The 17,059-nt window shown below is 25.5% G+C and carries 14 protein-coding genes; 5 read left to right on the top strand and 9 right to left on the bottom strand.

The window, feature by feature from the left end:
- Positions 1 to 24: 24 nt before the first annotated feature.
- Together N3D74_01585 and N3D74_01580 are read left to right on the top strand one after the other, a co-directional pair.
- Positions 25 to 255, top strand: a complete 231-nt coding sequence (locus N3D74_01585; protein ID MCX8094872.1) for a hypothetical protein — start codon at positions 25 to 27, stop codon at positions 253 to 255.
- A gap of 40 nt (positions 256 to 295) precedes the next feature.
- A complete protein-coding gene (locus N3D74_01580) occupies positions 296 to 2,098 on the top strand; it encodes a DUF2207 domain-containing protein (protein ID MCX8094871.1) in 1,803 nt (600 codons plus the stop codon).
- Between the two features lies 1 nt (position 2,099).
- Here the strand turns inward: N3D74_01580 and N3D74_01575 are convergent, their stop codons facing one another.
- The 3 genes from N3D74_01575 to N3D74_01565 are packed head-to-tail and all read right to left on the bottom strand — an operon-like array spanning position 2,100 to position 8,286.
- The gene (locus N3D74_01575; protein ID MCX8094870.1) at positions 2,100 to 4,607 is read right to left on the bottom strand and encodes a M14 family zinc carboxypeptidase; all 2,508 of its coding nucleotides are present in this window, start codon (positions 4,605 to 4,607) and stop codon (positions 2,100 to 2,102) included.
- A 3-nt stretch (positions 4,608 to 4,610) separates the two neighbouring features.
- Positions 4,611 to 5,078, bottom strand: coding sequence for a redoxin domain-containing protein (locus N3D74_01570; GenBank protein ID MCX8094869.1), 468 nt, complete (start codon positions 5,076 to 5,078; stop codon positions 4,611 to 4,613).
- A 34-nt stretch (positions 5,079 to 5,112) separates the two neighbouring features.
- Positions 5,113 to 8,286, bottom strand: coding sequence for a PAS domain S-box protein (locus tag N3D74_01565; protein ID MCX8094868.1), 3,174 nt, complete (start codon positions 8,284 to 8,286; stop codon positions 5,113 to 5,115).
- Positions 8,287 to 8,334: 48 nt separating this feature from the next.
- Here N3D74_01565 and N3D74_01560 point away from each other — a divergent pair, with 48 nt between their 5' ends.
- Positions 8,335 to 8,592: a phosphopantetheine-binding protein gene (locus N3D74_01560; GenBank protein MCX8094867.1), complete on the top strand. Its 258-nt coding sequence runs from the start codon at positions 8,335 to 8,337 to the stop codon at positions 8,590 to 8,592.
- A 40-nt stretch (positions 8,593 to 8,632) separates the two neighbouring features.
- Here N3D74_01560 and N3D74_01555 read toward each other — a convergent pair whose 3' ends face one another.
- From N3D74_01555 to N3D74_01540, 4 genes are all read right to left on the bottom strand, one after another.
- Positions 8,633 to 9,082, bottom strand: coding sequence for an Hsp20/alpha crystallin family protein (locus N3D74_01555; GenBank protein ID MCX8094866.1), 450 nt, complete (start codon positions 9,080 to 9,082; stop codon positions 8,633 to 8,635).
- A 107-nt stretch (positions 9,083 to 9,189) separates the two neighbouring features.
- Entirely contained in the window at positions 9,190 to 10,065 is an 876-nt protein-coding gene (locus N3D74_01550; protein MCX8094865.1) for a hypothetical protein, read from the bottom strand.
- Entirely contained in the window at positions 10,066 to 11,154 is a 1,089-nt protein-coding gene (locus N3D74_01545; GenBank protein ID MCX8094864.1) for a peptidylprolyl isomerase, read from the bottom strand.
- Positions 11,155 to 11,162: 8 nt separating this feature from the next.
- On the bottom strand, positions 11,163 to 12,713 hold the full coding sequence (locus N3D74_01540; protein ID MCX8094863.1) for a peptidylprolyl isomerase: 1,551 nt from the start codon (positions 12,711 to 12,713) through the stop codon (positions 11,163 to 11,165).
- Between the two features lie 60 nt (positions 12,714 to 12,773).
- Between N3D74_01540 and N3D74_01535 the strand changes: the two genes are divergently transcribed.
- Both N3D74_01535 and rpsT read left to right on the top strand, forming a co-directional pair.
- Entirely contained in the window at positions 12,774 to 13,289 is a 516-nt protein-coding gene (locus tag N3D74_01535; GenBank protein MCX8094862.1) for an archaemetzincin family Zn-dependent metalloprotease, read from the top strand.
- A 56-nt stretch (positions 13,290 to 13,345) separates the two neighbouring features.
- The gene (rpsT, locus tag N3D74_01530; GenBank protein ID MCX8094861.1) at positions 13,346 to 13,600 is read left to right on the top strand and encodes a 30S ribosomal protein S20; all 255 of its coding nucleotides are present in this window, start codon (positions 13,346 to 13,348) and stop codon (positions 13,598 to 13,600) included.
- 2 nt (positions 13,601 to 13,602) lie between these two features.
- Here rpsT and N3D74_01525 read toward each other — a convergent pair whose 3' ends face one another.
- Positions 13,603 to 14,571 (bottom strand): hypothetical protein, encoded by a 969-nt coding sequence (locus N3D74_01525; protein MCX8094860.1) that lies wholly within the window; start codon positions 14,569 to 14,571, stop codon positions 13,603 to 13,605.
- Positions 14,540 to 17,014 carry an ATP-dependent Clp protease ATP-binding subunit gene (locus N3D74_01520; protein MCX8094859.1) on the bottom strand — a complete coding sequence of 825 codons (2,475 nt, stop codon included), beginning with the start codon at positions 17,012 to 17,014 and terminating at the stop codon, positions 14,540 to 14,542. The genes N3D74_01525 and N3D74_01520 overlap by 32 nt, the downstream gene beginning before the upstream one ends.
- Positions 17,015 to 17,059: the final 45 nt, after the last annotated feature.

Here is a 17,059-nt window from a genome sequence, read left to right as displayed (position 1 = left end):
TTGTATTAAAATCGCATTTTAATTATGCTTACCCTTAGATGTTCTAAATGTAAAAAGAAATTATGTAAATATGAAAAAATTGGAGAAGGTAGACTCCTTCATCTATGGAAAAATAGAATAAAAGAAGTTTATCATATTGTTAAAATTAATGATAAATATTTTTGTGAATGTGGTAATTTAATTGGAGTTGATACTAAAATTTATATAAGATTAAAAAAGGGGAGTTTCACATTTAGTGGAGAAATAGTTAAATAAATGATAAAATTGAATAAATTTATTTAAAGGAGAATTTTATATGAAAAAAAAGATTCTTATTATATTTTTTTTATTTTCTTTAATATTTATATTAAAATTTAATATCTCTTATGCAAAAGATTATTCAATACCTCAAGTAAAAATTGATGTAACAATTAATAAAGATGGTAGTGCAAATTTCGTTGAAGAAAGAACTTATTCATTTCAGGGTAGTTTTTCTTATGGGTTTTATGATTTGCCAAAAGCTGGCTATGAAAATCTTGAATTATTTGAAATTTATGAAGGAAATAAAATTTATAAAAAGGACACATCAAATACACCTTATTCCTATTATATAGAGGATAGAGGAAGTTATTATAGAATTAATTTTTATTATACTGCTATAGATGAAACAAAAACATTTAGATTTATTTATAAGTTAAGTGGATTAATAAAAGTTTATGAAGATTTTGGAGAATTTTATTGGAAACTACAAGGAGAAGGATGGGATAAGAAAATTGGAAAATTTGAATCAACAATAAATTTAGTAACTCCTGTTCCTGTTAGTGAATATCTTATTTGGGCTCATGGACCACTTTGGGGTGAAATTAAAAAGATAGATGATAAAAAAATATTTCTTTATGTTGAAGATGTTCCTCCAAATACTTTTGTTGAAGCAAGAATTCTTATCCCTTCTAACTATTTTATAACTCAGAACAAAATAAAAGGGTTTATAAAAGAAAAAGTAATAGCCGAAGAGAAAAAATGGGCAAATGAAGCTAATAGAAAAAGAGTTTTAGCAAAAGTGAATGTCTGGCTCCCCTTTTTAGGTTTAATTCTTTTTGTTATTCTTCTTTTAAGACAATATTTAAAATATGGAAAAGAATATAATATAACAAAAAATTTTGAATATTTTAGGGAACCACCAAGTGATATAAAACCTGCTATTTTAGGACATCTTATGACTTTTGGAAATTTCCAAGACTCTTTTTTAAAAGCAACAGTTATGGATTTAATTCATAAAGGAATTATTGATTTAGAAGAAATTCCTACTTCAAGAAAAGATATTACTTTTATACTTGATAGAGAAAATTATCAAAAAAAAGAACAAGAACTTTCAGAATTTGAAAAAGTCTTAATAGATAAAATTTTATTTGATAAAGGTGATTCATTTACAATAAAAGATTTGAATAAAAAAATCAAGAAAAATAGAGAAAAATATTATTATAGTTTTGAAAAATTTAAAGAGGAGATTAAAAATGAATCTTCAAAATATGACTTTTTTGATAAAGTTAGCGAGAAGAAAAGTTCAATTATTGTTGGATTAGGATGTTTAATTCCAATAGTTGCATTTATCTTAACAATATTATTTAAAAATTTTCTTTATCTTATATGGTTAATTTTAACTCCAATTTATATTATAATTGGTGCTGCTGCAATGAGAAGAAGGTCATTTAAAGGAAAAGAAGATTTTGATAAATGGAATGCATTTAAGAGATTTTTAAGTGATTTTTCAAATCTTAAAGATTATGGTCCAAAGTCAATAGTTTTATGGGAAAAATATTTAATTTATGGAACAGTTTTAGGTGTTGCAAAAACTGTTCTAAAGGCATTAAAAATTATTTTCCCTCAAATTGAAGATATTGAAAATGGAAAATTAATAGCATTTGCAACAGCATCTCATTTTTCAAATATAAATTACGGTCTTAACTCTTTAAATTCTGCAATATCTCAAATTGCAACTGCAACTGCATCTGCATATAAAACATCAAGTAGTTCTTGGAGTTCAGGAGGTGGTGGCGGTGGTGGATTTTCAGGTGGAGGGGGAGGAGGCGGAGGTGGTTCTGGTGGAGGTATGGGTTAAATTAAATCTCAGGATAAGAAATTATTACTTTTCTTTCTTTATCATTCCAAATTATGTTTGCACCAATTGCTTCAGCAATAAATCTTAAGGGAACCATAACTCTTCCAGGTTTAACAATTATTGGAGGAGAGTCCATAATGAATTCCTTAAAATTAACAAAATAATTTTTCTTATCAACAAACATTAAAACAGATTTATCATGAAGTATGAATAATATGCTCTTATCTTTATCATTATAATTTATATTTCCACCAAATGCTTCAACAATAAATCTTATTGGAACATAGGTTCTTCCGTTTAAAATAAATGGAGATATATCTATTTCTTTTTCAACTCCATTTAAAATAAACTTTTTATTTGAAATAAAAAGCTCAACTATCTTTTTTTCTAATTTAAAAATTGTTTTAATGAATTTTGTTTTATTTTTTGCTAAATCTTCTATTTCAATATTTAAAATATTTAACTCTTTATCTAAAATGTATTCAATTTTAAAACCACCTTTTTCAAAAATTCCAAAGTGAATATTATTTATGTAAATATTTGATTTTTCATTAATGATACCATTTAATAAAATTTTATCTGAGGTCGTTTTAAAAACATCTGGGACAAAAAAGGTGACCTCAGGAGGAGTTTTGTCATAAATTATGTTTAAATAATAATCTTTTGAATTTCCATATATATCAAAAGCAGTAAATTTTAATTCATTTATTCCTTCAACAAGATTTATCTCTAAATTAAATCCCCCTTTTTCATTAAGAGGAATTTCTCTATCAAAATAAAAAACTTTTGCATCATTTTCTGTAATACCTGATATTGTTATTGTACCTTTATTTGTTATATATCCATTTTCTATATTTAAAATTATTTCAGGTGGAGTTATATCTTTAATAAAGCGGAACTTTATTTTTATCTCTTTTGTTTCTGATTTTCCGATTAGTTTAACAAAAAATTCATAGTCTTTGTCTAATTCAAGATCCTTTGTATCAATAAATCCCTCTATTTTTTCTTTTCCTGAAAATTCATACTTATTTAAAAAAACCTTTTCATTAGTTTCAATTTTGCCTTCACCTTCTACTTCAAAATTAAACTCTAACTTTTCTTTGTATTCAATTGTTCCAAAATCAATTAAATTGTTATTAATTTTTATTTCACCCAAATTTATAAAGTATTCTGATACTTCTCCATTTTTAATATAAACTATATATTTTTTACCTTTTATAGAAATTGTATATTCACCATTTTGCAAAACATAATTAAAAATACCTTTCTTTTGAGTTTTTTTCTTTAGCCCCTTTTCTAAAATTGTGATCTCTCCTTCATAAGGATTTCCTTGTTCATCAACTATTTTTAACTTTAAAAGTCCAATCTTGTCAACATAATACATTGCTACAAAAAATATCCCTTTTGTCTGTTCCCATGTTGGTTCAATAAGTTCTGATGGGGGGTCAAAAAATTCTTGAACTGAATTTAATTCTATCGTATATGCAAATGTACCTAAATCTCCATATAAAAAATCTGTTAAATCACCACTTGTGGGATAAAGAAAACTTGATTGCATAGGATAATAATCATAAGGTCCTGGATAATCATTATCATTAGGAGATCCAGTTGTTTTTGCCATTTCAACTGCTATTTTTTCAAGAAATTCTTTATCTTGAGGCGGTTCAGATGTATAACCCCATGGATATAAAATTAGTTCAGAAAAAGAGTGATATGATAAAGTAATTGATGGAGGATTTTCATAAACAAATTCTCTTATGGCTATGTTTTCAAGTTCAGAAAATGGAGCTTTTCCTCTATATGTTTCAGATGAAGGAATTCCAGATGAGCCATCAGAAAGTCCCCACATATAACCATAATTTCTATTATTATCAACTCCTCTTGAATTATCCAAATTAATTACTCTATTTTTTCTCCACATTCTATTGCTATTAATAGAGTAATCAAAACCATCTGGGTTTAAAACTGGAATGATCCAAATTTCATAATTTTTAATCCAATTTTTTACCTCTTCATTATTTTCAAAATTTAAAAGTAAATACTCGATTATTTTTATTGGAATTTCAACACTCATCCACTCTCTTGCATGATGGCATCCTACAATTAGAATTTTTGGTTTATCTTTAATATCTTTAGTTGAAATTTTTAATGCATAAATTTCTCTATTTTCAAAAGTTTTTCCAATTAATTTTAATTCAGTAATTTCTTTATACCTTTCAGAGTAAAAATTTAATTTCTCAATTACATCACTTAATTTATGATAGCCAGTTGAATCTTCTCTTATTTCTCTTACTATTTTGTATGGAACATTTATCTTTTGAGTTCCGTTATATAAATATAAAAAACCATTTTTAGTTTCTTTTATAAATTCAAGAGAAATTGGCTCTTTTGTAAGTTTTTGATCTAAAAGAATAAGAAAATAAGGAGTTTTTGCTCTAACAAGAGAAGTTAATGGAACAAATGAGAAAATTAATAAAAAGAGAATTAGCCCTTTAATTAATTTTTTCATAAATTAAAGTGATCTTAAAGTATCAAAAATCTCATTAAGGTCTGGTAATTTACTTAATTCATAAATTTTTATAAAAATTATTTTTCCATTTTCATCAATTAATATATTTGCTCTTTCAGAAAATCCCTCTTTATCTCTAAAAATTCCATAAAGTTTTGATACATCTCCATGTGGCCAAAAATCTGATAGAATTTTTAAATTTTTAAGACCAAGATAATCTGCCCATGCTTTTTTTGTTGGAACTGGATCAACACTAATTCCAATTGGAATAGTATTATATTTTAAAAATTCTTCATAATTTTTTTCAAGATCCTTCATTTGCTCAGCACATATAGAGGTCCATGCAAGTGGATGAAATGATAAAAGAATTTTTTTACCAGAAAAAGATGAAATAGTTATTTTATTTCCCTCTTGGTCTTTTAATGTAAAATCTATAAATTTATCACCTAATTTTATAGTTTTTGTCTCCATAGTTATTCCTCCTTATATTATAATTAATTCAATTTTATAATAATTTATTTTCATTGTAAAGTTCTAAAATAGCATCAACAACTTTTGGTTCATATAAAATTCCTTTATTTAAAGTTAATTCTTTTATGATCTCATCAATTGAGTGTTTAGGTCTATAAGGTCTATGAGAGTTCATTGCATCAAAAACATCTGCAACTGCAATTATTTTTGCTTCAAAAAGAATTTCATCTCCTTTTAAACCTTTCGGATAACCTGAACCATTTATTCTTTCATGATGCTCTAGAATAATTTCTCCAATTGGATATGGAATTTCAACTTCTTTTAATAATTCATATCCAAATTTTGGGTGTTCTTTTATAAGTTCATATTCTTTTGGTGTTAATTTAAATGGTTTTGTTAAAATTTCAAGAGGTAAAATAATTTTTCCTAAATCGTGAACTAAAGATGCTGTTCTTATTATTTCTATTTTTTCTAAATCAAGACCGAGTTTTTCTGCTATTTTAACTGAAATTTCACTAACATTTTTCTGATGCCCTGCTGTATATGGATCTTTTAATTCTGTAATTTTAGTTACTAAGTTAAAAATCTGATTTAAAAAATTTTTAAGTTTTTCTAAATTTTTAATATTTTCTATTGCGAGTCCAAGAGAACCAGCAAGGATAGTTAACCTATCAGCATCTCTTGTTGAAAAAGTGTTTTCTTTATCTGAGTCTAATCTTATGACCCCTATTAATTTATCTTTTACAAGAATAGGAACTATTAAGTGAGATTTTATAAATCTTGTCTTTTCTAAAATTTTCCATTGACCATCTTTTTCTGTGTCATATATTATGTATGGCTTCTTGTTTTCTACAACAAATCTTTCAATTGTAAATTCATTTATATTTAATTTGAAATTTTTAACATAATCTTCAATTCCATATTTTTCATAACCTCTTATCGCTACATTAATAAGAAAATCTCCTTCTAAGAAAGCAATATTTGAAGATGTTGATGGTTTTATCTTTTCTATTTCTATGAGAATTTGATTAAGAAGAGATTTTAAATTTTCTTGTGAATGTAATATAAAAGAGATATTTCTTAAATTTTCTTGAAATTTTAATTCTTCTCTTAGAGATTCAATTAAGTTATCTCTATCTCTTTCGTACTCTTTTAAATCAGTAATATCTTCAGAATATCCAACAATTCCAATTACATTTCCGCTTTCATCAAAAAGAGGTGATTTAGTTATCTTTACTTCAAATTTCTTGTTTCCATATGTAAGAGTATCTTCAGTAACAATTTTTCTCTTTTCTTGTATTACTAAATTATCTATTTTTTTAATTTTTTTGATATCATCTTCTGAAAACAAATCAATATCTCTTTTTCCAATTATTTCATTTAACGATAGATTAAATTTTTTAGAAAACTCTTCATTTGCATAAATGTATCTACCTTCTAAATCTTTTACAAAAATCATTTCTGATGAAGAATCTAAAATTTTATTTAAAAGTTCTTCCTTTTCTTTTAATTCTTTTTGAAGTTTTAATTCATTTGTTATATCAATACCAGATGAAATGATTAATTTTTCATTTTTAAGGGAATCATATATTAAACTATTTTTCCACAACACTACTTTAATTTCACCAGATCTAGTTTTTATTGGATTAATTTTAATTTTATAATCTGTTGGTTTTTCTTGTATAATATTTTCAAAAAAACTATAAACACTATTTTTTATATTATCTGGTAAGAAATAATCAAACCAATTTTTATTTATAATTTCATCTATTTTATAACCTAAAACTTCTTCGCCTTTTTTATTAATATATTTTATATCACCTTTTTCATTTAAAATTAAAACAATTGCATCTACATTTTCAAGAATTGTTGCAAGAAACTCCCTCTCTTTTTTTAAATCATGATTTAATAGTTTTTCTTTTGTTATATCTTGTATTGTTAAGAGATTATACTTAACATTAAATTCTTTGTCAATAAAATTATAAAAATTAATTTTTAAAAATTTAGTTTCAAAATCATCTATTTTGTATTTTAATTCAGTTTGGAACTCATTAATTTTATTTTCAAAAAACTCATTTAATCTTAAACCTTCTTCTAAATGTAAAATTTCCTTAATATTTTTACCAATAATAGTCTCATTTGATAAATTTAATAATTCATCTATCTTTTTATTTGCAAAATTAATCAAACCATTGTTATCAAAAAGAATTATTCCAATAGGTATATTATTAAATATCGATTCAAACTTTCTTTCTAATTTTCTAGGTTCTATTGTTATTTTTTTAACATTTAACTCTTTTGAATAAAAAGAAAAAGTATTTTTTCCCATTGACTTTGAATGATACATTGCTAAATCAGCCTTTTTAATTAACTCATCCAATTCTTCTCCATCATCTGGATATATAGAGATTCCTATATTTAAGCCAATATTTAATTTTGTGTCATCTATTATAAAACTCTCAAATGTATCAATTAATCTTTTTATAATAAACATTAGACTGTCAAGATTTTTTACATTTGTTATTAATATTAGAAATTCATCTCCTCCAGCCCTTGCTATCAAATCTGTCTTTCTAATATTTTGTAAAAATTTTTTTGAAATCTCTTTTAAAACTCTATCACCGAAACTATGGCCATATTTATCATTTATATATTTAAAATCAAATAAATCAACAAAAAGAACCGCAAATTTTTCATTATATCTTTTAGCCCTTTCCTTTTCTATTTTAAATCTTTCTTCAAAAAATGATTTATTGTATAAACCCGTTAAATTATCATGGGTTGAAAGATATTTAAACTCCTCCTCTCTCTTTTTCTTTTCACTTAAATCAATATATAAACCTATAATACCTTTTATATCACCATTAATTGATATTGGAGAACCAGAAATTGAAACAGGTATAATTGACCCATCCTTTTTCTTTCTTTTTGTCTCAAAATTAATATATCCTGTTTTTATAGCTATTTCGTCAAGTTCTTTACCCTCTTCATATAAATTTTCTGGTAAAAAAAATGAATCATTTATATTTTTTCCTTTGAGTTCTTCTAAAGAAAAACCAAAAACCTCTGTAAATTTTGGATTTATATCAATAATGAATCCATTTTTGTCTATAAAAACAAGAGGTTCAGGATGGCTATAAAAAAACCTTTTAAATTTTTCAAAACTATCTTTTAAATTATCTTTAAAATTTTTATTATTAATATCCATATATTAAAAATTATATTATAATATAAATTAAGTTTAAAGGAGGATATTATGGATAAGGAAAAGATTAAAGAAAAAATTCTTGATATTTTAATTAATGGAGTTCATATAAAGAAATCTAAAGTTTTAAGTAAAGATAATCCAAAATTTATTGAAGATCTTGAAATGGATTCTCTAAGCATTCTTGATCTTGTTGAAAGAGTTGAAAAAGAGTTTAATATTGAAGTTTTGGATGAAGAGTTAGAAAAACTTAGTGATTTAAATAGTGTTGTGGAATTTTTATATAATAAAAAAATAGGGAACCCCTAAAGATTAATAAATTTCATTAGGAGTTCCCTATTATTATAATTTATTTCAATTCAATCTTCTTAATTTTTCTTTTTGCCTCTTCTTTCTTAGGCATTTTAATTTCTAAAATTCCATCTTTAAATTCTGCTTCAACTTTTTCAGGATCAACTTCTGTTGGGAGGGAGATAACTCTTTCAAATTTTCCAAAACAAATTTCTTTTCTTAAATAATTCTCTTTTTTGGTTTCCATCTCTTCTTTTTTTTCTCCTTTTAAGTGAACTTCATCCTCAGTAACAGTTACCTCAATGTTGTCTTTTTTTAGTCCTGGAAGTTCTGCTTTTAGAATGATTTCATTATCTGTTTCAATTAAATCAACACTGGGTCTGAAGGTAATTTCTCTTTCTCTTCTTAAAGGTATAAATTCTTCAAACATTCTATCAATCTCCCTTCTTAATTTTTCAAAATCTGAAAAGATATCAATATCCCATGGTTCCCATCTTCTTATTGCCATATGCATCACCTCCTTTTCAGAAATTTATTATCAATTATTATTATAATAAATAATTAAAATTTGTCAAGAGGTATTATTAATAAAGAAATTTAAAAGATTTTTTTAAGTTATTGAGGAGGATTAATTTTTATATCTTTATTAATATCTTTAAGATTAAAATTGATTGTTGTTTTTACATTTTTCCCTTCTTCATTTACTCCAGTATCCACAAACTCCATTTTTATAACTATATTATCCTTTTTTCTTAAATAGATTTTTCCTTCTGATGTTGAAAAAAGATCTTCCCATTTTGCGCTAAAAATTAGGACATCTTCATTTTCGATTTTTGTTTCTTTTAAAAATGAAAAAGATGATGGGGTAGATTTAATTGAAAATAGTTCAAAAATATCTTTTAAAGTCAAAACTGGTATATTTTCTTGGAATTTTACTTTTTCTATTTTTTCAAAACTCTTTGTTTCACTATCTCTATAATAAATGAAATCATTAAAAATATAAATTTCTAAAAAGGATTCATTTTCTTTTTTAGAAATAAAATGAGTTGCATCAACTCCTTGATATAGTTCCATTACCATTTTTTCTGTTAAACCATCTAATTCGCTTTGAATTTCATATGTATAATGATAACTTTTGATTGTTCCTAATTTGTTTTTAAAATCAGAAAATATTTCATCAAAAGTGTATGGTTTTATTCCTATCTCAATTATTTGAATTCCAAATTTTGCAGGAAAAACTTCCCTAAATGTTTTGTAACCACTTTTTTCAACAGTAATAACTTTGTTTAATGGAGGTGAATATGCTCTAAACTTTCCATCTATATCTGTTTTAAATTTTATTCCATTAATTGTAACTAAAGCGTCTTCTATTCTTTTATTTGTTTGGGCATCATAAACTATACCTTCTATATGAGTCCCTGTGAAAAAAATGAAACCACCAATTAAAATTAAGGCAATTACAACAATTAAAATAATTATACTTTTTTTCATTTAACTACCCTCTAATTTTTTTAAAAAATTATTCATTATATTTATAATTTTATCCCATGTATTTCCAATTTTAATTCTTTTTTTATAAATTTCCCATAAAGATTTATTAAATTCCTTTATTTTTTCATCACTTTTTTGATAAAGTGCGTCAATTTTAACTAACTCCTTTATTTTTTCAAAATAATTTTTAATCTCCACCTCCTTTAGAGACGAAAGATTTTCTGGTACAGAATCTGTAATTTTAAATATATGAAATCCATATTGACTTTTAACAACTTCAGAAATTTCTCCTTTATTTAAAGAAAAAACTACTTTTGATATCTCTGAATCAGAAATTGTACCTTTTCTAAACCAGAAAAGATCTCCACCTTTATCTTTTGTCGACAAATCTTCTGAATACTCTTTTACAAGGTCTTCAAATTTTTTTCCTTTCAAAATTTCTTCTCTTATTTTTTTCATTTTTTCAAATTTAGAATTTATATCATCAATTGTGTCTTTTTGTGTATCAACAACAATAAATATATGAGAAACTCTTCTTGAACCATCATAAAATTTTACTCTTTTAATGAAATATTCCCATAATTCCTCATCACTTATATTTAAATCTTTTATTACTTCGTAATAAACTTTATCAGCAAGAAGAGCACTTCTTACCATTTCATTAATATCTGATTCAAGAAGTTGGTATTTACTTAATGCTTGTTTATAAACTTCATCTTCAGATAGACCTGTATATTCTCTCATTCTTTGTATTTCGTTTTTTATCTCTTCTTCAGTAACTGTTATATTGTGTTCTTTTGCATATGTATCAAGAAGAACATCTTCAATTAGGTCATTTAAAATTTGTTTTCTTATTGCTGCTATTTCAATATCTGTAAGAGTAATTTTATCACTTTGATACTCTTTAATTTTTCTATTAACTGCTGCTTCTACTTCTCCCTTGTAAATTTTTTCACCACAAACAATTGCTGCTATGTCTCTTTTTGAATAAATATCAAAAGTGAAAATTCCAATTATTAAAACTATAGCTATTGGAACAAAAAATTTCATTAAATTAATTTTTAAAATCTTTCTTCTTTTTACTTTCATAATTTTATTTATGGTTTATTCTCTTCACTATTATTAGATTGATTTTGTGTTGAAGTTGTTCCAGTATTTTGTTGTATTGAACTTCTTAATTTTGATATTATATTTTTAAGGGGATCAAAGAAGGTTTTTTTCATATAATTTGTAACTTCTGTCCACATGCTTCCATATTTTACTCCATATTCACTTTTTCTTTCGCTTAACCATTGATTTTTTAATTCATTTCTTTTTTGGCTCTCAAGTGTTTTTATTATATCATCCTTTACATCTTCAAATTTTGCTTTTTTGAATGGAATTTTTTCGTATACATAAACTATTTCAAGACCCTCATCTGTCTCAAAAGGTTTCGAAAAACTTCCCTTTTTTAAATTAAAAACTACATTATCCCAGGTATCTCCTTTCGTACCTTTTGCAACTTCTCCTAAGTCTCCTCCATTATTTTTTGTATTTTCATCTTCAGAATACTCTTTTGCAAGTTTATCAAAGCTTTCACCTTTTAATAATTTGTTATAAATTTCATTAGCTAAATTTTGTTTTTTCTGAATTTCTTCTTGTGCTGCATTTTTATCAACTTTAATTAAAATATGTTTTGCTTTAACTTTTTCAGGTTGATCATAAGACTCTCCTTTTGTTTTTGTTTCAAGAACTTGAATTATGTGAAATCCATATTTTGTCTTTACTAATTCACTAATTTCTCCAGGTTTTAATGAAAATGCTAAATTTTCAAACTCTTGAACCATCTGACCTTTACCAAAGAAACCTAAATCTCCACCTTTATCTTTTGTTCCCTCATCTTCTGAATACTCTTTTGCTAATTTTGCAAAATCTTCTCCCTTTAAAATTCTCTGTCTAATAGACTCTGCAAGATTTTTCTTCTCTTCTACTGTTTTTTCATCAGCATTTTCATCAACTTTAATTAAGATATGTCTAGCTCTTACTTGAGTAACTTCATTGAAATATTTTAAAGCATCTTCATCAGTAATTTTTATTTGTGAATAAACTTCTTGAAGTGCTTTTGCTTCAAGAATGTCTGGTATAACATACTTTTTTAACTCTTCTCTTAAAGCTTCTTCTGTTTTAAATCTTGATTGTTTGACAGCATTTTGATATTCCTCTTCTGACTTGAAACCACTTTTAATATTCTCAATCTCTTTATCAACTCTTGTTTTTATTTCTTCATCTGTTGGTTTAATATTATTTCTTTTTGCATATTCTTCAAAAATTGCTTGATTAATAAGTTCTTCTTTAACGCTCTCTACTACTGATTCAAAAATTGATTTATATTGTTCATCTTCAGGATCTATTCCATAACTTTTATATTGATTTTTTACTGCTTCAATTCTTGAGTTAAGTTCACTATTTTTAATTACAGTTGAACCTACTTTTGCATAAATATCTCTATCTTTGTATGCGATTAAAAATGTTATACCAAATACTGCTATTATAGCAATTAAAAATAGAGCAATAGATTTAAAAATTATATTTTTTATTTTATTTTTATCTAAAACACCTTCTTTTTTAAGTTTTCTTCTCTCTTCCTTAATCTTTTTAAGTCTTCCCATGATCCTAAATACCTCCTTGTCCATAGAATTATATCACATTATTTTTGTTAAAATATTATTATGAAAGGAAAAATAAAGATTATACCTATAATTGATCCACCTTATTTTATTTTAGAAGAAATCAAAGAAAATTTAAAAGAAATTTTTAATTTTGATGTAATTATCAGTAAAAATTTAACTCCTAAAGACATTCAAAAAAATTATATTAGAAATCAATATTATGCTAGTAAATTAATAAATTATTTAAGAGAGAAACATATAAATGAGGGAGATAAAATTTTAGGAGTTATAAGTGAGGATATTTTCGACGAAGGTTATAATTTTTTATTTGGTAGCGCAGAACTTAATGGAAAATATTCAATAATTTCAATTTTTAGATTATATGATAAAGATATTGATAAATTTGTTGAAAGATGTGTAAAAGAGGCAGTTCATGAAATAGGTCACACTTTTGGTTTAAATCACTGTTTAAATAAAAGATGTGTTATGAGTTTCTCTCTTTCTATTTTGGATGTAGATAAAAAAGATAAAAAATTTTGTAATATTTGTGAAATGAAACTTAGTAGGTTGAAATAAGTTAATATTTTGATAAAATATATAAGTTGATTTTATCTTGAAAGGAGTAACTTAAGATGGCAAAAAGAATTAAATCTGGTATAAAGAATGCAAAAAAGAGTTTAAAAAGAGAAGCAAGGAATAGATATTATAAAACAAGAGTTAAGAATTTAATAAAAGAAGCAATGAAAGCCACAACAAAAGAAGAATTTTTAGAGAAATCAAGAGTTGCTATATCTTTTATTGATCATGCTGTAAGTAAAGGAGTTTTACATAAAAATAGTGCTGCAAGAAAAAAAAGTAGATTAATGAAAGAAGTTTCAAGATTTTAAAGTTATCTTTTAATTGAATCAAGTTCAAGTTTTTCTTTAAGATAACCTTTACTTAATTTAATGCTTTTTTCAATTTCAAGTAAATCTTTTAAGAAATCAAAAAGTTCTTCAAAAGAATATTCTTTTGACTCAAGAGTTAAAGATGAAATTTGAAAAGGAGAGAGTTTTAAACTCTCTCTTATATTTTTTTCACTAACACCTTTTATGTTTGCAATTTTTATATCAATTAAATTTATAATTCTATTAAGCAAGAGATAAAAAATTCTCTCAAATGGTTCACCAGTTTGAATTAAATCGTTTAAAAGATTTAAAAATTTTCTTTTCCTTCCCTTAAGATAACTTGCTATTATTTCATAAATGCTTGGTATATTTATTTTATAAGTGAAATAGTCGATATCTTCTTCAGTAATTGTCTCATTTTCAAGAAGAGAAAGTTTTTCTATTTCTGTATACAAAAGATCTAAATTTCCTTGAAGTTCAAAAATCATTTTAGAAGCAATTTTTTCATCAATTTTTTTACCATTTTCATCAAATTTTTTTAAAACCCACTTTTTTAAAACATTCTCTTCAAGTGGTTCATCAAAAACATATTTTACTTTTTCTTCTAAATATAAAGGAGGCTCCGGAATTTTCCCTTCTTTTGATTCAAAAATTATTATTCTATTTTTTCTCGAACTAAAATCCTCCCACTTGAAATCCTCAATTTTGTCAGCATCTTTTATGTAAAATAGAAGAGAAGAGAAAAAAAAGGACGAAGATTCAAGATAATCAAGAATCGTTTTTTTATCAATCTCTCCATCTATTATATTTATTTTCTCAACTTTTAGAGCAACTTTAATTTTTTCTAATAGTTGATTTTTTAAATAAAAATTATCTCCTAATAAAATATAAAAGGGGAAAAGCTCCCCTTTTATAATTTCATTGATTGTTTTTAAATAATTATCCCTGAGAGATACTTTCTTTTTCTTCAATTTTTCTAAAAGTTAATGAATCAGTATCTTTATCTATAAGGATCGTATCTCCATCTTCAAATTCACCTTTAAGTAGCTTTTCAGAGAGTGGGTTTTCAACCTCCTTGAGGATTGTTCTCCATAAATTTCTTGCCCCAAAGTTTCTATCAAACCCTCTTTCAATAATAAAGTCTTTAGCATCATCAGTCAATTGAATTGTTATGCTTCTATCTTTTAATTCATCTTTTATTCTTTTAAGCATAATATCAAGTATCTTTTTAACATCATCCTTTGAGAGATAGTTAAATATAACAATTTCATCAATTCTATTCAAAAACTCTGGTCTGAATGTATTTTTAAGTTCAGAAAGAACTCTTTGCTTCATCTCTTTATAATCTATTTCATCTTCTTTTACAAAACCAAATTTTTTAGCAGAATCATATGATGTTCCAAGATTTGAAGTAAGAATTATTATTGTATTTCTAAAATCTACCACATGACCTTGGCTATCAGTTAATCTCCCTGTATCTAAAATTTGTAAAAGAATATTAAAAACATCAGGATGTGCTTTTTCAATTTCATCAAAAAGTATTATTGAATAAGGTCTTCTTCTAACTGCTTCAGTTAATTGGCCACCTTCTTCATATCCAACATAACCTGGAGGTGAACCTATGAGTCTAGAAACATTAAATTTTTCCATATATTCAGACATATCAAGTCTAATTAAAGCATCTTCGCTATCAAAGAGAATTTCTGCAAGTGCTTTGGAGAGTTCTGTTTTTCCAACACCAGTTGGACCTAAAAATAAGAATGATCCAATTGGTCTATTAGGGTCTTTAAGACCAGCCTTTGCTCTTCTAATTGCTTTAGATACTGCTTCAACCGCTTCATTCTGATCAACAATTCTTTTGTGTAATTCCTCTTCAAGTTTTAATAATCTTTCTTTTTCTTCAACCATTAACCTTTTAACTGGAATTCCTGTCCACATTGAAACGACTTCTGCTACATCCTCAGGTTTAACTTCTGGTCTTTCAATCTCTCTTGATTTTCTTATATTTTCTTTAACCTCTTCAAGTTTTAATCTTAGTTTACTCTCTTCATCTCTATATTTTGCTGCAAGTTCAAATTTCTGTTCGCTTATTGCTTTATTTTTCTTCTCTTTTGCTTCTTTTATTTTATTCTCAAGTTCAATGATTTCTTGTGGTTTTAGTGACAACCTAAGTCTTACTTTTGCACTTGCTTCATCAATTAGGTCAATTGCTTTATCTGGTAAAAATCTTGAAGTTATATACCTTGTTGAAAGTTTTACCGCTTCAATTAATGTTTCGTCTAAAATTTTAACTTTATGATGATCTTCATATTTACTTCTCAATCCTTTTAAGATTTCAATTGTCTGTTCAGGAGTTGGTTCTTCAACAAAAACAGGTTGAAATCTTCTTTCAAGGGCAGAATCTTTTTCAATATATTTTCTATAATCTTTTAATGTTGTTGCTCCAATACATTGAATCTCACCTCTTGCTAACTCTGGTTTTAAAATATTTGATGCATCTATTGCTCCTTCAGCGCTTCCAGCACCAACAAGAGTATGAATTTCATCTATAAATAATATAACTTCACCTTGACTTCTTTTGATTTCTTGTAAAACTCTTTTCATTCTCTCTTCAAACTCACCTCTATATTTTGTTCCTGCAACAAGAGAAGGAAGGTCTAATGCAATAACTCTTTTATTTTTAAGTGGTTCTGGGACTTCAGATTTTACAATTTTTTGTGCAAGACCCTCAACTATTGCTGTTTTTCCAACTCCTGGGTCTCCAATAAGCACAGGATTATTTTTTGTTCTTCTTGATAGAATTTCAATTACTCTGCTTATCTCTTTTTCTCTTCCAATTACAGGATCAAGCTTATTCTGTTGAGCAAGGAGAGTTAAGTCCCTAGAGAATTGATCTAATGTTGGAGTTTTTGTTCTTTCTTTAGTTCTATCTCTTCTGTCTTCAACTCTCTTTCCATATTTTCTTTCTTCAATTAACTCATAAATCTCTTCTTTTAATTTTTCAGTTTCAACACCAAGTTCTTCAAGAACTTTTATAGCCATTCCCTCCCCTTCTTCTATCATTCCTAAAAGTATATGTTCTGTATCAACATAATATTCTCCAATTTCTTGAGCAATCATTTTAGATAACTCAAGAATTCTTTTAACTCTTGGGGTTAAAATTATTCTTTTAGAAGAATAATAATCTTCCTCAGTAGATAGTCCAGAAACCATCTCTCTTATTTTTGATGCAAGAATTGAATAATCTAAATTAAAGCGAGAAAGTGCTTTTGCAGCAGTTGTATTTTCAAGTCTAATTAAGCCAAGTAAAAGATGTTCTGTTCCAATATAATTATTGTTCAATCTTTGGGCTTCCTCTTGAGCAAGGTAGAATACTTGCCTTGAGTTATCTGTTAGATAATCCCAAAATTCCATGTTCACCTCCAGTTCTCAAATTAATTATAACACTAAATAATTTCT

The organism is Caldisericia bacterium (genome assembly GCA_026414995.1).
Taxonomy (GTDB): domain Bacteria; phylum Caldisericota; class Caldisericia; order B22-G15; family B22-G15; genus JAAYUH01.
This window is presented reverse-complemented; position numbering and strand designations above follow the sequence as displayed.

What these genes read in the sequence shown, in the direction of transcription:
- N3D74_01545 (MCX8094864.1), bottom strand. Translation starts at nt 11,154, where the DNA reads ATGAAAGTAAAAAGAAGAAAGATTTTAAAAATTAATTTAATGAAATTT.
- N3D74_01570 (MCX8094869.1), bottom strand. Translation starts at nt 5,078, where the DNA reads ATGGAGACAAAAACTATAAAATTAGGTGATAAATTTATAGATTTTACA.
- N3D74_01540 (MCX8094863.1), bottom strand. Translation starts at nt 12,713, where the DNA reads ATGGGAAGACTTAAAAAGATTAAGGAAGAGAGAAGAAAACTTAAAAAA.
- N3D74_01535 (MCX8094862.1), top strand. Translation starts at nt 12,774, where the DNA reads ATGAAAGGAAAAATAAAGATTATACCTATAATTGATCCACCTTATTTT.
- N3D74_01585 (MCX8094872.1), top strand. Translation starts at nt 25, where the DNA reads ATGCTTACCCTTAGATGTTCTAAATGTAAAAAGAAATTATGTAAATAT.
- N3D74_01575 (MCX8094870.1), bottom strand. Translation starts at nt 4,607, where the DNA reads ATGAAAAAATTAATTAAAGGGCTAATTCTCTTTTTATTAATTTTCTCA.
- N3D74_01560 (MCX8094867.1), top strand. Translation starts at nt 8,335, where the DNA reads ATGGATAAGGAAAAGATTAAAGAAAAAATTCTTGATATTTTAATTAAT.
- N3D74_01555 (MCX8094866.1), bottom strand. Translation starts at nt 9,082, where the DNA reads ATGGCAATAAGAAGATGGGAACCATGGGATATTGATATCTTTTCAGAT.
- N3D74_01580 (MCX8094871.1), top strand. Translation starts at nt 296, where the DNA reads ATGAAAAAAAAGATTCTTATTATATTTTTTTTATTTTCTTTAATATTT.
- N3D74_01565 (MCX8094868.1), bottom strand. Translation starts at nt 8,286, where the DNA reads ATGGATATTAATAATAAAAATTTTAAAGATAATTTAAAAGATAGTTTT.
- N3D74_01550 (MCX8094865.1), bottom strand. Translation starts at nt 10,065, where the DNA reads ATGAAAAAAAGTATAATTATTTTAATTGTTGTAATTGCCTTAATTTTA.
- N3D74_01520 (MCX8094859.1), bottom strand. Translation starts at nt 17,014, where the DNA reads ATGGAATTTTGGGATTATCTAACAGATAACTCAAGGCAAGTATTCTAC.
- rpsT (MCX8094861.1), top strand. Translation starts at nt 13,346, where the DNA reads ATGGCAAAAAGAATTAAATCTGGTATAAAGAATGCAAAAAAGAGTTTA.